13 protein-coding genes are annotated in these 16,229 nt (G+C 70.3%); 8 read left to right on the forward strand and 5 right to left on the reverse strand.

Annotated features, from left to right (window positions below; genetic code table 11):
- On the forward strand, positions 1–727 hold a 727-nt coding region (locus tag ACFWP5_RS46170), incomplete at its 5' end, for a transcriptional regulator (RefSeq protein ID WP_384171294.1).
- 5 nt (positions 728–732) lie between these two features.
- Here the strand turns inward: ACFWP5_RS46170 and ACFWP5_RS46175 are convergent.
- The 4 genes from ACFWP5_RS46175 to ACFWP5_RS46190 form a co-directional block, all read right to left on the reverse strand.
- Positions 733–1,383, reverse strand: a complete 651-nt coding sequence (locus tag ACFWP5_RS46175; RefSeq protein WP_384171297.1) for a hypothetical protein — start codon at positions 1,381–1,383, stop codon at positions 733–735.
- 89 nt (positions 1,384–1,472) lie between these two features.
- A complete protein-coding gene (locus tag ACFWP5_RS46180) occupies positions 1,473–3,932 on the reverse strand; it encodes a dolichyl-phosphate beta-glucosyltransferase (protein ID WP_384171333.1) in 2,460 nt (819 codons plus the stop codon).
- A gap of 167 nt (positions 3,933–4,099) precedes the next feature.
- Positions 4,100–4,801 carry a GntR family transcriptional regulator gene (locus ACFWP5_RS46185; protein ID WP_384171336.1) on the reverse strand — a complete coding sequence of 234 codons (702 nt, stop codon included), beginning with the start codon at positions 4,799–4,801 and terminating at the stop codon, positions 4,100–4,102.
- A 155-nt stretch (positions 4,802–4,956) separates the two neighbouring features.
- Positions 4,957–6,312: an aspartate aminotransferase family protein gene (locus ACFWP5_RS46190; protein ID WP_384171300.1), complete on the reverse strand. Its 1,356-nt coding sequence runs from the start codon at positions 6,310–6,312 to the stop codon at positions 4,957–4,959.
- A gap of 375 nt (positions 6,313–6,687) precedes the next feature.
- Between ACFWP5_RS46190 and ACFWP5_RS46195 the strand changes: the two genes are divergently transcribed.
- Together ACFWP5_RS46195 and ACFWP5_RS46200 are read left to right on the forward strand one after the other, a co-directional pair.
- Complete coding sequence (locus tag ACFWP5_RS46195; protein WP_384171304.1) at positions 6,688–9,192, forward strand: protein kinase; 2,505 nt, start codon at positions 6,688–6,690, stop codon at positions 9,190–9,192.
- A 119-nt stretch (positions 9,193–9,311) separates the two neighbouring features.
- Complete coding sequence (locus ACFWP5_RS46200) at positions 9,312–10,844, forward strand: substrate-binding domain-containing protein (RefSeq protein WP_384171307.1); 1,533 nt, start codon at positions 9,312–9,314, stop codon at positions 10,842–10,844.
- A gap of 46 nt (positions 10,845–10,890) precedes the next feature.
- Here ACFWP5_RS46200 and ACFWP5_RS46205 read toward each other — a convergent pair whose 3' ends face one another.
- Positions 10,891–11,601 (reverse strand): SLATT domain-containing protein, encoded by a 711-nt coding sequence (locus ACFWP5_RS46205; RefSeq protein WP_384171310.1) that lies wholly within the window; start codon positions 11,599–11,601, stop codon positions 10,891–10,893.
- A gap of 284 nt (positions 11,602–11,885) precedes the next feature.
- Here ACFWP5_RS46205 and ACFWP5_RS46210 point away from each other — a divergent pair, with 284 nt between their 5' ends.
- The 5 genes from ACFWP5_RS46210 to ACFWP5_RS46230 form a co-directional block, all read left to right on the forward strand.
- Complete coding sequence (locus ACFWP5_RS46210) at positions 11,886–12,230, forward strand: YbaB/EbfC family nucleoid-associated protein (RefSeq protein ID WP_356053061.1); 345 nt, start codon at positions 11,886–11,888, stop codon at positions 12,228–12,230.
- Between the two features lie 78 nt (positions 12,231–12,308).
- Positions 12,309–12,908, forward strand: coding sequence for a recombination mediator RecR (recR, locus tag ACFWP5_RS46215; protein ID WP_019070339.1), 600 nt, complete (start codon positions 12,309–12,311; stop codon positions 12,906–12,908).
- Positions 12,901–13,560: a DUF5063 domain-containing protein gene (locus ACFWP5_RS46220; protein WP_384171315.1), complete on the forward strand. Its 660-nt coding sequence runs from the start codon at positions 12,901–12,903 to the stop codon at positions 13,558–13,560. Before recR ends, ACFWP5_RS46220 begins: the two co-directional genes overlap by 8 nt.
- Positions 13,561–13,664: 104 nt before the next feature.
- Complete coding sequence (locus ACFWP5_RS46225) at positions 13,665–13,976, forward strand: trypco2 family protein (RefSeq protein ID WP_384171318.1); 312 nt, start codon at positions 13,665–13,667, stop codon at positions 13,974–13,976.
- A 24-nt stretch (positions 13,977–14,000) separates the two neighbouring features.
- On the forward strand, positions 14,001–16,229 hold a 2,229-nt coding region (locus ACFWP5_RS46230), incomplete at its 3' end, for a tetratricopeptide repeat protein (RefSeq protein WP_384171321.1).

The following is a 16,229-nucleotide window of genomic DNA, read 5'->3' on the forward strand; positions in this document are numbered from 1 at the left end:
CTACTACACCGAGCTGGAGCGCGGACGCGGCGCGCAGCCCTCGTCCCAGACACTGGCCGCCCTCGCCCGGGCGCTGCGGCTGGGCGGCGACCAGCGCGACCACCTGTTCCACCTCGCCGACCGGCCGCTGCCCGCGTCGGCGCACGGCGCGGGCGCGCGGCACGTCCAGCCCGCCCTGCTCGGGCTGCTGGACCGGCTGGCCACCACCCCGGCCCAGGTCATCACCGACCTGCACGAGACCCTCGTCCAGAACGAGCCGGCCGCGGCACTGCTCGGCCGGGCTCCGGAAGCGCGCGGCCCGGCCACCGGCTTCGCGTACCGCTGGTTCACCGATCCGGCCGCCCGCGCGGTCTACCCGCCCGAGGACCATCCGCACCACTCGCGGGTCTTCGCCGCCGACCTGCAGGCAGTGGCCGCCCGCCGGGGCCGCGACAGCGAGGTCGCCGGGATGACGGCCGCACTGCGGCGGCGCAGCGCGGAGTTCGCGGCCCTGTGGGACACCCACGACGTCGGCCTGCGCCGCACCGATCACAAGCGCATCGTGCACCCCGCGCTGGGCGTCATCGAGCTGGACTGCCACAGCCTGTTCAGCGAGGACGGCCGTCAGCGCCTCCTGTGGTTCACCGCCCCGCCCGGTACCGAGGGCGCCGCTCAGCTCGAACTGCTCGGCGTCATCGGCACACAGGACATGGCGGCGACCGAGAACACCTCCCGCACGGTCGGCTGAAACCGTTAGCTGAACACGATCATCGAGCCCTGGGCCAGGCTCCGCGTCGCCGCCGCGTGCAGGCCGAGCCAGACGTGCCGTTCCCGGGCGAAGGGGCTGGGATCGTACGGCGCGGGGACGGCCGGTTCCTCCAACTCGGTGGGAGCGGCGGGGGGTTGGGGCGGCGTCGGCGGGTTCGCCGGGTCGATGCCGATCGTCGGGGCCACGAACTCCAGCTCGCGGAGGAGAGTTTGGGATGAGCCCAAGGGCCCCCCGCCGGCGAGGAGTTCGTCGTTCGCGAGCGGGTGCGGGAAGTCGACGGGGACGTACGCGCCCGCGTGGTCGTAGTGCCAGACCAGGTGGGACTGCTGAGCCGTGGTCTCGAACATCTCCAGGAGCTGTTCGTAGTCGCCGCCCAACTCGTCCACCGGCGTCACCGGGAGACCGCAGACCTGGAGGAGGTAGGCCCGGCGCAGGAAGTGCAGCGCGTCGTAGTCGAAGCCCGCCACCGGGGCGACCTCGCCGGACAGGCCCGGCATGTACTGGTACACCGGCACCGGAGGGAGTCCGGCCTCGGCCAGCAGCGCGTTGTAGAGCGCGAGTTCCTCGGCGAACGGATTGTCGGGGGTGTGGCACAACACGTCGACGAGCGGGACCAGCCACAGGTCACAGGCCAAAAGGGGCTCCTCGGTTACTCGCTGCGCAGCGTGGTGTTCGCATGGTGGTCAGGCAAGAGTAGGGGGAAGAGTAGTCGGTGCGGCCCGGGTCAGCTCCCCTCGTGCAGATCCCATACCCACACGCCGTCCACCCACTTACCGGGTCGGCCCACCAGCTTCTCCACGGCCGTGCGGAGCTTGTCGTCGTTCGGCTGCGGTACGACCACCACAGCGCCCGCGTGCCAGAACGCGAAGTCCGTTCTGGCCTGCGCCTGCCAGTTCTTGCCGATGGTCGGGACGACGCCGGTGTAGCGCACGTCCCGCAGCATGTTGGAGGTGTAGCGGGGCGAGGCGCCGTAGATGCCGATGCGGTCCTCGCCGTAGGGGCCGTTGAAGTAACCGCCCGGCATCTTGAAGCCGAGGTCGGCCGCCGTCTGCCAGTGCAGCGCCTCCGCCGCGCCGGGGTCGGCGAGCGGGACCGGGACGAGGGACTCGCCGGCGCGGACGTACGACTTGTAGGTGCCGTCCGTGAAGAAGGCCGGTACCGCCGCCCGGTCGACTGCCTTCAAGGGCGCGGGGATGATCGGGATCACGGCCATGCACACGGCGAGCAGGCCTACGTACTGCGTGCCGATCTGACGTGTCGCCGCCAGCTTGTCCACGGCGATCGCCAGCAGCATGCCCAGCGCCGGTGCGCAGACCATCGCGACCCGGCCCTCGATCACCGACTCGAAGAGCGGCTTGTGGGCGAGCAGGGCCCAGGGGCCGGGGTAGACCGTGTCCGTGAGCGGGATGCGGATCTTGGGGCCCATGGAGAGGATCGCCGCCGCGACCGCCGTGAACGCCAGCGCCTTGACAAGGGCGTGCTCCCACAGTCGTACGACGATCGCGAAGGCGAGGGCGACCAGCGGCCAGCCGTAGAAGGCGTTCTGCTCGGTGGGGTTGAGGGAGAGGGCGTTGGCCCGGACCTCGTTGCCCGCGATCAGGGAGCGTTCGGCGAAGGAGAGCAGGGCGAGGGGGCTGTTGCCGGCGTTGTCGCCGTGCAGGACGCTCTGGTAGCTCTGCGCGCCCGCGAACTGGTACCAGAGCGGGATCACGATGATCGGGGCGCAGACCCCCGCGGCGATGGCCAGTCCCTTGAGGAGGGGGCGCCAGGCCGTCTTCATCACGTCACTGCGCAGGACGCCGTAGGACGCGGCGAACAGGACCATGCCGATCGACGCGAGGAGCAGGGGTTCCTCGCCGAGGAAGATCTGGTAGGCCGCCATCAGGCCCAGTACGACGCCGTCGCGGACGACCCGGGTGCCCGTGCACAGGCGCAGGGCGCGGTCGATGATCAGCGGGATCATGAAGAGGATGACGAAGTTGGGGTGCGCGTTGGCGTGGCTGACCATCGGCGGGGCGAAGGCCGCGAGGGAGGCGCCGACGAAGGCCGCGGCCCGTTGCCGTACGACACGCTTCACGATCAGCCAGTACCAGGCGGCGGCCGTGGCCGCGAGACCCAGCATCATGCAGACGCTGAGCGAGACCGCGGGCCCTGCCAGCAGGGTGAGGGGCGCGAAGGGCACCGACAGGCCCAGCATGACCGTGTTGGCCATGAGGTTCACGCCGTCGGGGAAGCCCTGGAGGTTCGAGAAGAACGGGTTGTGGAGGTGGGCGACGTTGTCGGCCGTGACCGCGAAGAACCACTCCCACTGGTTCTGGTCCTGGAGCGAGTCGACCAGGTAGCGGTGGTTCGGGTCGAAGAGGCGGCCCGAGTAGAGGCCGACCGACATGAGGAGGAAGAGGGTGACGACCAGGATGTCCGCGGGGCGCAGGGAGCGGGCGCGGAGGCGGCCGAGTTCGGCGAGGACCTTGGCGTAGTCGAGGGGTCGTACCTTCGAGCCGGACTGGTGGGCCCAGCGCACCGGCACCTCGGCGACCTCCCAGTCCGCGCGGCGGAAGTGCTGGAGGACCTCCACGTCGATGCCCCAGCCGTTGATCCGGGAGGCGGCGAAGGCCTCGCGGGCGCGGTCGCCCTCGAAGAGCTTGAAGCCGCACTGGGTGTCGCGTATGCCGGGCACCGCGGCCTGGCGTATGAGGAAGTTGCCCGCGCGGCCCAGGAGTTCGCGTATCGGGTGCTGGTGGCTCTCTATCGTCGCGCCCGGCGCCGCCCGTGAGCCGATCGCCGCCGCGTGGCCCTCGCTCAGCTCCTTGTCGAGTTTCTCCAACTCCTCGATGGGCGCGGCCAGATCGGCGTCGGTGACCAGCACCCGGTGCCCGCGTGTGGCGGCGACACCGATGCGCAGGGCGTGGCCCTTGCCGCGGTTGCGGGGGCTGGTGACCAACTGCACCCGCGGATCGGCGCGGGAGGTGACGACGTCGCGGGTCCCGTCGTCGGAGCCGTCGTCGGCGACGATGATCTCCCAGTCGCCGAATCGGCCCTCGTTGTCGCCCAGATACATGGTGATCGCGTCGAGCGTCGGGCCGAGCCGCTGTTCCTCGTTGTAGGCGGGCACGACGACGCTGAGGTCCACGACGACGCTGGGGTCCACGACGACGCTGGGGTCCACGACGACGCTGGGGTCCATGGCGACGCTGGGGTCGATGGCGACGCTGGGGTCGATGGCGACGCTGGGGTCGATGGCGACGCTGGGGTCGATGGCGACGCTGGGGTCCATGGCGACGCTGGGGTCGATGGCGACGCTGGGGTCCACGGAGGCACTGTCCACGGCCGGAGTGGCCCTTTCCGGTCCGGTCACCGGGCGGCCAGCCGCTCGATGAGGTCGAGGGAGTGCGTGTTGTACGCCAGGACGATCGAGCGTGCGGCCGGAGTGTCGCGGCGCGCCAGGGCGTCGACCAGTTCGGTGTGCTCGGACCACAGCCGGCCGCGCAGATCGCTCAGCCGGCGCAGATGCTGCACCGTGCACACCCAGGACTGGACGCGCAGCCGGTGCAGGAAGTCGCCGAGGTAGGGATTGCCGAACATGGCGCTCAACTCGCGCCAGTACCGCAGGTCGTAGCCGATCAGGATGGTGAGGTCACCGGCGTCGGCGGCGCGCTGCGCCTCCTCGCCGCGGCGGCGGACACCCGCGAGTGCGGCGACCGTACGGGGGTCGTCGGTGCGGTCGAAGACGGGGTGGCCGCCGGCCAGGGCCAGGAACATGCCCTCGGTGACCAGGGCGCGGGCCTCGATCATGCCGCGGTGGTCGGTCACCGAGTACTCGTGGACGCGGAAGCCCCGGTGCTGGTCGGCTTCCAGGAGTCCCTGCGCGGAGAGATCGACGAGCGCTTCCCGGACCGGGGTCGCGGAGACGCCGTACTGCTCGGCGATCTCCTTCACCGTGAACTCCTGACCGGGTTGGAGCCGGCCGGCCAGGACCTCGTCGCGAAGCGCGTCGGCGATCTGCTGCCGCAGGGTGCTGCGCGTCACGGCGCCGCTGCCGCTGCTTCCGGGCATCGTCGGGGCGTCTCCCTCGTCGCGTTCGATGGCGTACTCGTATATGTCTACGAGCACGCCACCTTACGCGTTCGGGTTCCCGTCCTGCCCGGATGCGGGCACCCGTTGAACGGACCCGCCCATTCCGGGTATTAAGAGGTGTATTCCTCGGCGTATTAAGAGGTGTATTCGTCCGCCACGGAGAGCGCCGCGTCCAGGGCGGCGAGGCCTTCCTTCAATTCGGCCTCGCTCACGTTGAGCGGCGGGACGACATGCGTGCGGTTCATGTTGATGAACGGCCACAGACCCTGCTGCTTGGCGGCGGCTCCGAACGCGCCCATCGCCGCGTTCGCCTCACCGGCCGCGTTGTACGGCACCAGCGGCTCGCGCGTCTCCCGGTTCCTCACCAGCTCCAGCGCCCAGAACATGCCGACACCGCGTACCTCGCCGATGCTCGGGTGCCGCTCGGCCAGCGCGCGCAGGGCGGGCTCGACCACGGTCGTACCAAGGGTCCTGGCATTCTCCACGACCCCCTCCTCGGCCATCACGTTGATCGTCGCGACGGCCGCGGCACAGGCCAGCGGGTGCCCGGAGTACGTCAGTCCGCCCGGGTAGGGCCGCTTGCCGAAGGTGTCCGCGATCGCGCCGGAGATGGCGACACCGCCGAGCGGCACGTACCCGGAGTTCACGCCCTTCGCGAAGGTCATCAGGTCCGGTACGACGTCGAACAGATCGGCCGCGAACCACTCACCGGTCCGCCCGAACCCGGCCATCACCTCGTCGAGGACGAAGACGATCCCGTACTTGTCGCAGATCTCACGGACCCCGGCGAGGTAACCGGGCGGCGGCACCATGATCCCGGCCGTGCCCGGAACGGTCTCCAGGACGATCGCGGCGATCGTGCCCGGCCCCTCGAAGGCGATCGTCGTCTCCAGGTGTTCGAGCGCGCGCTCGCACTCCTGCGCCTCGGTCTCGGCGTAGAAACGGGACCGGTACAGGAAGGGCGCCCAGAAGTGCACGACCCCGGCCGTGGCACTGTCGCTGGCCCAACGGCGGGGATCGCCGGTGAGGTTGATCGCCTGCTGCGTACCGCCGTGGTACGAGCGGTACGCCGACATCACCTTGGGCCGCCCGGTGTGCAGCCGGGCCATGCGCGTCGCGTGCTCGACGGCGTCCGCGCCACCGTTGGTGAAGAAGATCTTGTCCAGGTCGCCGGGTGTCCGCTCGGCGATGAGTCGGGCGGCTTCCGACCGGGCCTCGATGGCGAAGGCGGGCGCGAAGGTGGTGAGGGTCGCCGCCTGTTCCTGGATCGCGGCGACGACCTTCGGGTGCTGGTAGCCGATGTTCGTGTAGACGAGCCCGCTGGTGAAGTCCAGGTAGCGCCCGCCGTCGTAGTCCCAGAAGTACGACCCCTCCGCGCCGGCCACGGCGAGCGGGTCGATGAGCTCCTGCGCGGACCAGGAGTGGAACACGTGCGCACGGTCCGCGGCCTTCACGGCGGCGCCGGCCTGGGGGTTGGGCTGAGGGGTCATGCGGGTGAGCGTAAATGTCCGCGATGCGGAAACGGAATCGGCGTCCTGTCTGTGGTCGGGGGGTTTCCGCGACAGGTTGTCCAGGGTGGGGGCGGACGTCCGGTGCAGGGGGTCGCTGGAGGCTGGGGTCATTTCTAACCGCTGTCCACCAGCATGACCGGTTAGAAATGACCCCAGCCTGCGGAGGGGGGCGGTGCGGGGGTGCCCGGTGCATGGCGGGGCGGGTCTTCCGTCGGCAGCGCCGGTCTCCCGTTACGGAACCGTAGACACCGCTCCGGCCATCCCGCCCTGTCCCCGCACTATTCTCGGTCTGTCGCGGAGCACAGGGGCGCGACCGGGGCGTGACCGGGGATTTCAGGGGGAGGCGGCGCGGCCATGGAGAAACTCGGGGCGGCCGATCCGCAGCGGATCGGGGCGTATCGGCTGTTGGCCCGGCTGGGGACCGGCGGCATGGGGCACGTGTATCTGGCCCGGTCGGACCGGGGACGCACGGTCGCCGTGAAGCTGGTGCGGGAGGAACTCGCCGCGCAGGAGGAGTTCCGGGCGCGGTTCCGGCAGGAGGTGCGGGCCGCGCGGCGGGTCGGCGGCCACTGGACGGCGCCCGTGCTGGACGCGGACACCGAGGCCGAGGTGCCGTGGGTGGCCACCGGGTATGTCGCCGGGCCCACCCTGCAACAGGTCGTCGGGCGCGATCGCGGGGCACTGCCCGAGCGGTCGGTACGGATCCTCGCGGCCGGGCTCGCGCACGCGCTGCAGGACATCCACGCCGCCGGCATCGTCCACCGCGACCTCAAGCCGTCCAACGTGCTGGTGACCATCGACGGCCCCCGTGTCATCGACTTCGGCATAGCGCGGGCCCTGGAAACACAGGCGGGGGACGGGCTCACCCGCACCGGTTCGCTGGTCGGCTCGCCCGGTTTCATGGCGCCGGAACAGGTGCGGGGCGACCGCATCACCCCGGCGTGCGACGTCTTCTGCCTCGGTTCCGTCCTGGCCTACGCCGCGACCGGCACGCTCCCCTTCGGCACGGCCAACAGCGGTGTCCACGCCCTGATGTTCCGCATCGCCCAGGAGGAACCCGACCTGTCGGGCGTCCCCGAGGGCATCGCCGACCTGGTCCACGACTGCCTCCGCAAGGACCCGGCCACCCGGCCCACCCTCCACCGCATCCTCGACCGCACGGGCGCGGAGGACACGGTCTCCGGCGGCCGCTCCCGCGACCCGTGGCTGCCGGGCGCGCTCGTCGCCCAACTCGGCCGCCACGCGGTCCAGTTGCTGGACACGGAGGACCCGGAGACGACAGAGCTGGAACGGGTGGATGTGGCCCGCGTGGATGCGGAACGCGCGGATTCGGAGAAGGCCGCGCTGGAGGGGGGCGGGCTGGAGAAGGCCGCGCTGGAGAAGGGTGGTGCGGGGAGGGGTGTTCCGGGAAGGGCTGCTCCGGGAAGGGCTGCTCCGGGAACGGGTGATCTGGTGAGCGGTGGTCTGGAGACGGGGGACCCGGACCCGCAGAGAGGGAATCCGCAGAGGGGGGACCTGGAGGCGGGCTCCTCGGGGCCGGTGGGCTCAGAAGCAGAGGGCTCGGACGCGGTGGACCCGGAGACAGTTCAGGGGGCCGCGCCTGTTTCGGCTGCCGCACCTACTCCGGCTGCTTCCGCTCCTGTTCCCACTCCCGCCCCCGTTGCCATCGGGAAGCCGGACCCCTTCCGTAAAACACCCGCCGCCCCCGAAGCCTCACCCGAGCACGCCCCCGCCTCCGACGACTCCTCCTCGGCACCGCCCGCACCGGCGGCCGGCGCGGCGCCGGACGACCACCTCCCGACGGTCGCCGCGGACCCGGCCGGGTCTACCCGGACACCGCCCCCACAGCCCCCGCACCCGGCCTACGGCTACCCGCAACAGCACCCCCAGCCGTCCGCCGCCTACGGCGACCCGCAGCAGCCCAACCAGCCCTCCGCACCCGGCTCCTCGCAACCCGCCGCCCAGCCTTCCGGCCCCTACGGCGACCCGCAGCAGCCCAACGAGCCCTCCGCCTACGGCGCTTCGCGGCAGCCCGCCCAACCTCCCGCCGCCTACGGCAACCCACAGCAGCCCGCACAGCCCTCCGCGGCCAACGGCTATGCCCAACCGCCCGCCCCGCCTTCCCCGGCCGACGCCTACCCCCAACCCCCCGGCCGCCAACTCATCGGCTGGGGCGGCCAGGTGCCGTACAACCCCTACCCCCACAACGGCGGCCTCGGCGCCACCCCGCCCTACGGTCCGGGGCCGGTCGGGGTGGCCCCGCCGTACGGGGAGCCCCAGCCGCCGCGCAGGAACGGCAGGTCGACCGCACTGCTCGTCGTGGTCGCGCTGGTCGTCGCGCTGGGGGCCGGTGGTTCGGTGTACGCGTTGATGAAGGGCGGGGGCAACGGCGGGCGTACGAAGGCCGGTTCGGGCGGTCAGGCCACCAGCGCCGCGCCCACGACCCCGGGGCCGAGCACGGGGGAGCCGACGCCGAGTCGATCGCCCTCGCCCTCCGCCACACCGGCCGGCGACGGCGCCGTACCCAGCGGATACCTCGGTACCTGGAACGCGTCCATCGACAACGCCACGGGCCACAACACCCGCCAACTCACCATCCGGCAGGGGAAGGTCGGGGCCCCGGTCCTGACCCTCGTCGCGGACGGCCCCGGCTACCACTGCGAGTTCACCGCCGACCTCGCTCAAGAGCCGGGCGGGGAGAGCCCGTTGGCGATCGGCGCCTCCACCGTCACCTCCGGGAAGCCGCTGTCGTCCTGCAACCCGGGCTCCGCCACCGAGATCACCCTGCTGTCGGACCGCACGCTCCAGCGCGTGAACACCGACAGCGGGGAGAAGCTGACGTACACGAAGTCTGGCTGAAATACCTTCACAGCAAGGCCAGTTGAACGTCACGCGGACTTCGGCCAAGACCCCCTGCGTGGTTTCCGGTGCCGCTCGTACCGTGACCCCACGATCCGGCTGGGGAGCGGGGGCCCGCAGTGGAGTGGCTGAGCGCGGAGAACGTCGTCGCCGTGGGCACGGCGGTGCTCGGCATCGTCGCGTCCGGCGTGATGGTCTGGTACGAACGCAGGGTGCCGCGCCGCAAGCGGATCGGCTACCGCGTCCAGATGGACAACCCCATTGGCGACGACGTGCGTTCGGGCCGGGCCAACAGACGCCTCGGCCTCTTCGACGAGGTCCCAGGCATGTCCGACGCCACCCTCGTCCTGCTGCGCATCGAGAACGACGGTTCGCAGAGCATCGCCGACAACGACTACACCGGGCGCGAACTCCACGGCCTCACCGCGGTGTTCACCGACCGCACGATCCGCGGCGTCTCGGTCACCCAGCCGGTCGGCACCGACCACCTGATGGACCACTTCACCCCGGTGGCCGGCCTCGGCTACGACACCAACACCCTGCGCATCCCACGCGTCCCGCTCAACCCCCGCGACCACTTCAAGCTGCTGGTGCTGCTCTCCGGCGGCGACGTCGGCTGTGCCATACGGCTCATCGGCGGCATCCGCGACGGCGAGGTGCACCCCAACCGCAGCGCCACCCCGGACGACAAGGCGCCCCTGTTCAGCCGCGCCTCCCGGCTGATCACCATCATGCTCACGGTGTGCGTGGTGACGCTGGCGGCGATCGTCGTGGCCCGCGACGACACCCCGCCCCCGATCGGCTGCGCGCACGGCACCCTCACCGTCACCGGTTCGACCGCCTTCGCGCCGGTCGTGGAGGAGGTCGCGAAGAAGTACGAGCGGGACTGCGAGGGCGCGAAGGTCACCATCGACCCGCACGGATCCACCGCGGGCGTACGGGAGTTGGAGGCCACCGGGCTCGCGTCGACGAAGGGCTCACCGGCCGTCGTAGCCCTCTCGGACGGACCCAAGCCGAGCGACATGCCGCAACTGCGCGAGAACCGGGTCGCGATGTCGGTGTTCGCGATCGTCGTCAACAACGGCATCCACCTCGACAACCTGTCCACCGCGGACGTACGGCGCCTGTACCGGGGCGAGATCAGGAACTGGCGGCAGCTCGGGGGGCCGGACCTCGCCGTGCACCTGGTCAGCCGGGACGCCAACTCCGGGACGAGACAGGTGTTCCAGCGCCGGGTGCTGAAGCGCGGCGAGATCGCCAATTCCTCTGTTGACTGCGTTCACAAGGACGATCCGACCGCGCCCGTCATCCGGTGTGAACTCGACTCCACGGACCAGGTGTTGACCCAGGTCGCCGAACTCCCCGGCGCGATCGGCTACAGCGAACTCACCCTCGCCTCGGGAGCCAATGGCCTGCACACCCTCCGGCTGGACGGCCACCCGCCCTCCGTGGACGCCATCGAACACGGCACGAGCGACTACCCGTACCGCGAGATCGAGTACGCCTACACCTACGGCCGGCCCCCGGCCGACTCCCTCGCGTCGAGCTTCCTGACCTACCTCTCGCGGGGCAACGGCCAGGACGTGATCCGCACCCACGGCCACATCCCGTGCTGGACCCCGGAGGGCCTGAAGCTCTGCGCGCAGCCGTGACCCCGGTGGCCGCCGCTCACCTCGCCGCCGCTCGCCTCATCGCGGCTCACCTCGGCTCCGGCGGCCGCTGCCTCGGCATGTTCGGCCGGGTGCCGCCGCCCGGCCCCGGCGGCATCGGGAACCTGCCCTGTACGACGGTCCCCTCCTGCCGGCTCCCGGGGACGACCGCGGACTGGATGCCCAGCGGCCCCGGCCCGGTCCGGAACTCCACCATCCAGTCGGCCGTCTCCACCCGCACCAGTTCCGTCACGTCCTCCGAGAAGCGCCGCAGCACCCCCAGACACCGGTCCGCGGCCTCGCTCGCCGTGCCCTCCGCGGGCCCCAGGAACTCCCGCACGCCCTCCGACGCCCAGTCGAACTGGAGTACCTGAAGACGCCGCTGCACGGCCTGTGCCGTAGCGACGTCCCTCATCCAACCGGACGTCATCCCGAAGAACCGGTCCCCGGCCAGGCACGCCGCCCCCAGCAGCAGCGCCAGATAGCCCCAGCCGGCCACCCCGCCCACCGCCCCGGTGAGGTCCAGCAGGGGCAGCGCGGCCCCCGCCAGCGCGCCCAGCGCCGCGCCCGCGCGCAGCACCCGCGCCCCGCGCCGTTTCCACACCCGGTCGGTGAGATACCGGGCCGCCGTCTCCAGCGCTCCGCGCTCGACCCACCGGTACAGCTCGTCCAGCCGGGCCGTCGGCTCGCCCCAGTCCCCGAGCGGAAACGTCCGCCCGGCCAGATCGCCGCCTTCGGGCTGAATCTCCGGCTGACCCACCCGGCACTCCCTTACGTCGTGTGACACCTGATGCTGATGTGCCGGACCCTTCCTACCGCCCAATGGGTGGCGAAGGATCTGGTTTCACCTCTTTTCCGCCCGGAAGTGGGTCTTGATCAGGTATAGGACACGGTGAAGACTCACTCGAAAGAGTGCTGAAGCGATGACTGCCCGGACCACGTAGGCTCGTGCCGAGCGGGGGAAACCTCGCCCATACAGCCGTATCCATGGCCGTTCCTCGGCCGTATCCATGACTGACAGCCGTACGAAACCAGGAGCTGATCGTGATTCCCGGTGGTGGCCAGCCCAATATGCAGCAGCTGCTCCAGCAGGCCCAGAAGATGCAGCAGGACCTGGCGAACGCGCAGGAGGAGCTGGCGCGGACAGAGGTCGACGGACAGGCGGGCGGCGGCCTGGTGAAGGCCACCGTCACCGGTTCCGGCGAGCTGCGCGCGCTGAAGATCGACCCGAAGGCGGTCGACCCGGAGGACACCGAAACGCTCGCGGACCTGATCGTCGCGGCGGTCCAGGCGGCCAACGAGAACGCGCAGACCCTCCAGCAGCAGAAGCTCGGCCCGCTGGCACAGGGCCTGGGCGGCGGCAGCGGTATCCCCGGTCTGCCTTTCTAAGACGGGCCGCGGCCAACTACGGTACGTACGTACCTCCCGGCACGACTCCTGAGACTCCATGGAAGGGCAGGCAGTCCGTTGTACGAAGGCGTGGTCCAGGACCTCATCGACGAGTTGGGGCGACTCCCCGGCGTCGGTCCCAAGAGCGCGCAGCGGATCGCCTTCCACATCCTGCAGGCGGAGCCGACGGATGTCCGTCGGCTCGCGCAGTGCCTGATGGAGGTCAAGGCGAAGGTCCGCTTCTGCGCGACCTGCGGCAATGTCGCGCAGGAGGAGCTGTGCGGGATCTGCCGCGACCCGCGCCGCGACCTCTCGGTCATCTGTGTGGTCGAGGAGCCGAAGGACGTGGTCGCGGTCGAGCGGACGCGTGAGTTCCGGGGCAAGTACCACGTCCTGGGCGGCGCGATCAGCCCGATCGAAGGTGTCGGACCCGACGACCTGCGTATACGAGAACTTCTCGCGCGGTTGGCCGACGGTACGGTCACGGAACTGATCCTTGCCACGGACCCGAACCTGGAGGGCGAGGCCACGGCCACGTACCTCGCCCGCATGATCAAGCCCATGGGCCTCAAGGTCACCCGCCTGGCCAGCGGCCTCCCGGTGGGTGGCGACCTGGAATACGCGGACGAGGTGACCCTCGGCCGCGCCTTCGAGGGGAGACGACTCCTAGATGTCTGACGCCACGCTGCATGCCACTGCGCCGGATCCGGACGACTTCGCGGTCCAGATCGCGGACCAGGTCGAGAGCTTCCTGGTGGCCGTGTCGGAGGTAGCGAAGGGCGAGGACCCCGACTCGGCGGTCCCCTTCCTCCTCCTGGAGGTGTCCCAACTCCTCCTGGCGGGCGGCCGCCTGGGCGCGCACGAGGACATCGTCCCGGACGAGCGCTACGAGCCCGACCTGGGCCCGGAGCCGGACGTGGACGAGATCCGCGAGCGCCTCGCGGTGATGCTGGAGCCGATCGACGTGTACTCGGAGGTCTTCGACCCCTACGAGCCGCGCAAGGCCCCGGTACCGGCCCGTATCTCCGACGACCTCGCGGACGTCATCACCGACCTCCGCCACGGCATGGCCCACTACCGCGCAGGCCGCACCACGGAGGCCCTGTGGTGGTGGCAGTTCTCGTACTTCTCCAACTGGGGCTCCACGGCCTCGGCGTCCCTGCGCGCCCTCCAGTCCCTGGTGGCCCACGTCCGCCTCAACCAGCCCCTCCCGGAACTGGACGGCCTGGACACGGACGTCAGCATGGGCGACGAGACGCTGGAGTTCGAGGCGGGCAAGGTGATGGTGGAGGAGATCGGCGAACCGCTGGGGATCAGGCCGGTGAAGTAGCCAATTAGCGGTCTTTTCACGCAGGTTGTGGGGTGTGGCGGGTACGCTGCGCCCCACATTGCGTGTGCGGGGATGTGCGGGTACGGGGACGAGGGGGACGCCCGATGGCGGACGAGGCGTGGGCGGGACTGGCCGAGGCGATCGGGGCGATCCGCGCGGAGCTTCAGCAGGCGGCGCGGGACGGGGCCGGGCAGGAGATCCAGTTCCGGACCGGCCCGGTGGAGATCGAGTTCGCCGTGGACGTGAAGAAGGACGGGGAGGCGCGGGCGAAGGTCTTGGTGCTCCCGTTCGGCGCGGAGGCGAAGGCGGCCCGTTCGAAGGGCACGACGAGCCGTGTGAAGCTCACATTCCAGCCGGTCGACGCCGAGGGCGCGGATCTGCGTATCGCGGATGACTCGGGGGAACGCCCCAAGTAACGGGGAGCACGGGGGTGTTGGCCTGTGGCTGTGGACGTGCGGCGGGTCGTGGAGATCTGGAATCCGGTCGGGAAGTGTTCGGGGACCGGGTATCTGGTTGCGGACGACATCGTCCTGACGGCTCTTCACAATGTGCTGGGCTGTGGGTTCTTGGAGGTCAGGGGTCTCGACGGCGACTCCAAATGGCTTGCGGCGGAAGTGCTGTGGCCACTGGCAGAGCCACCCGATCTGGAGCGGGAGCCGCAGGCGGACGGGGCGTTGGTCAGGATCACGGATCCGGGGTGGGTGCCGCCGGCAGGTGTTGAACCTGTCCGCTGGGGCCGGATCGACGGCGGCCCGGTCGTCCTGGACGAGCAGCGGCTGGCGTGCGTCGCGGTCGGATTCCCCCGGTCCGAGGTACGAGACGGCATCCGGGACACGAAGGAGATCCGCGGCCACATCGAGAGGCTGACTGGGCTCAAGTCCGGTGGGCTGATCACGGCGTACGTCGACGGGGTCGCCGTTCCCGGCAAGCGGGACGAGAAGTCGTCGTGGGCGGGGGCCTCCGGGGCGGCGTTGTTCGCGCGGGGGCGGCTCATCGGGGTCGTGACGACCGATCGGCGGCGGGATTACGACGGGGATCAGCTGACGGCGGTGTCGGTGGTGGGGTTGGCGGCGCGGCCCGGGTTTGTGGCGGCGGTGGGGGAGTTGGTGCCGGAGGATGTTACGGATGCGGACCGTGAGGAGCCGTCGCGTAGGGCAGCGGTGTACGACGTCGAAGTCCCTCCGGGTGTGAACAACCTGCCCGAGCTGCCGTCGCCGATTTTCGTGGGCAGGGCGGAGGTGATGGGGGAACTGGAGCGGGCGCTCTCGGCGGAGTCGCAGACGATCACGCAGACGGTGCACGGGCTTGGGGGTGTCGGGAAGACGACTCTTGCCTGCCACTACGCGCATGACCATGCGGGGTCGTATCGGTTGGTGTGGTGGATTCGCTCGGACACGCCTGAGTTGATCGAGGCGGGTTTCGCGGCGCTTACCGCGCGGCTGCGGGGCGAGGATGCCTTCGGCCTCACCACTGCGCAGGCCGCCGAGTGGGCGGTGGGGTGGTTGCAGACGCACCCTGGGTGGCTGCTGGTTTTCGACAACGCGGAGAAGCCGGGGGATGTGCATGCCTGGACGGGCCAACTACGGGCTTCCGGGCGTCACTTGATCACAAGCCGGTACAAGCGGGGCTGGGTGTGCGAGCCGATCTCGTTGCATGTGCTGGACCAGGAGGCTTCGCTGGCCCTCTTGGCGGGTCTCATCGGGGGCAGTGACGAGGAAGAAGACGAGGCCCGCGCGCTGGCGGAGGAACTCGGTCATCTGCCGCTCGCTCTGGAACAGGCTGGTGCCTTCATCGCGCAGAGGGAGGTCCCGATCGCAGCGTATCGGGCCATGCTGGAGCAGTATCCGGAGCGCGCGACGGCTGCGGCACCGGGCGGCTTTGACCCGGCACGGACGGTCGCGCGGATCTGGCGCATCACGTTGGACGTGCTTGAGGAGCAGGATCCCAGGGCGGTGGAGATCTTGCGGATCGCGGCGTGGTACGCCCCGACCGGCATTCCGCGATCTCTGTTCGAGCCGCTTGCCGAGGATCCGGTCGATCTTGCCCAGCTCTTAGGACTGTTGGCCGACTACAGCATGATCACGCTCGACCGGACGGGGGTCGGCATCCACCGCCTGGTCCAGATGGTGGCCCGCACATCGTCGGCGGACGATCCGCATCGTGATCAGGCGCGCATCCTGGCCGCGCGTGAACGGGCTACGGAGCTGATGCTTGACGAGCTTCCGGGCGATCCCAGCGGAAATGTCGAGGGCTGGCCGACATGGAGAGCTCTGCTTCCCCATGTCGAAGCCATCCTCGATGCGTTCGAACCGGGCGAGGACACGGTTGAGATTGATGTGATCCTCACTCTGATGGGACAGTTCCTCCAGGAGCAAGGACAGTTGAGTCAGGCGACCGACTACTTGAGCCGCTCTCTGGCAGCGGCTACTCGGCTCTTCGGTGAGGATGACCCGAGCACGCTGACTTCGCGGAACAACCTGGCTGGCGCGTATGAGGCGTCGGGTGATGTGGTGCGGGCGATCCGGTTGTACGAGCGGGTGTTGGAGGATTGTGTGCGGGTGTTGGGTGGGGATCACCCGAGCACGCTGACTTCGCGGAACAACCTGGCTGGCGCGTATGAGGCGTCGGGTGATGTGGTGCGGGCGATCCGGTTGTACGAGCGGGTGTTG

Source organism: Streptomyces sp. NPDC058469, from assembly GCF_042721125.1.
In the GTDB taxonomy this organism is placed as follows: Bacteria; Actinomycetota; Actinomycetes; order Streptomycetales; family Streptomycetaceae; genus Streptomyces.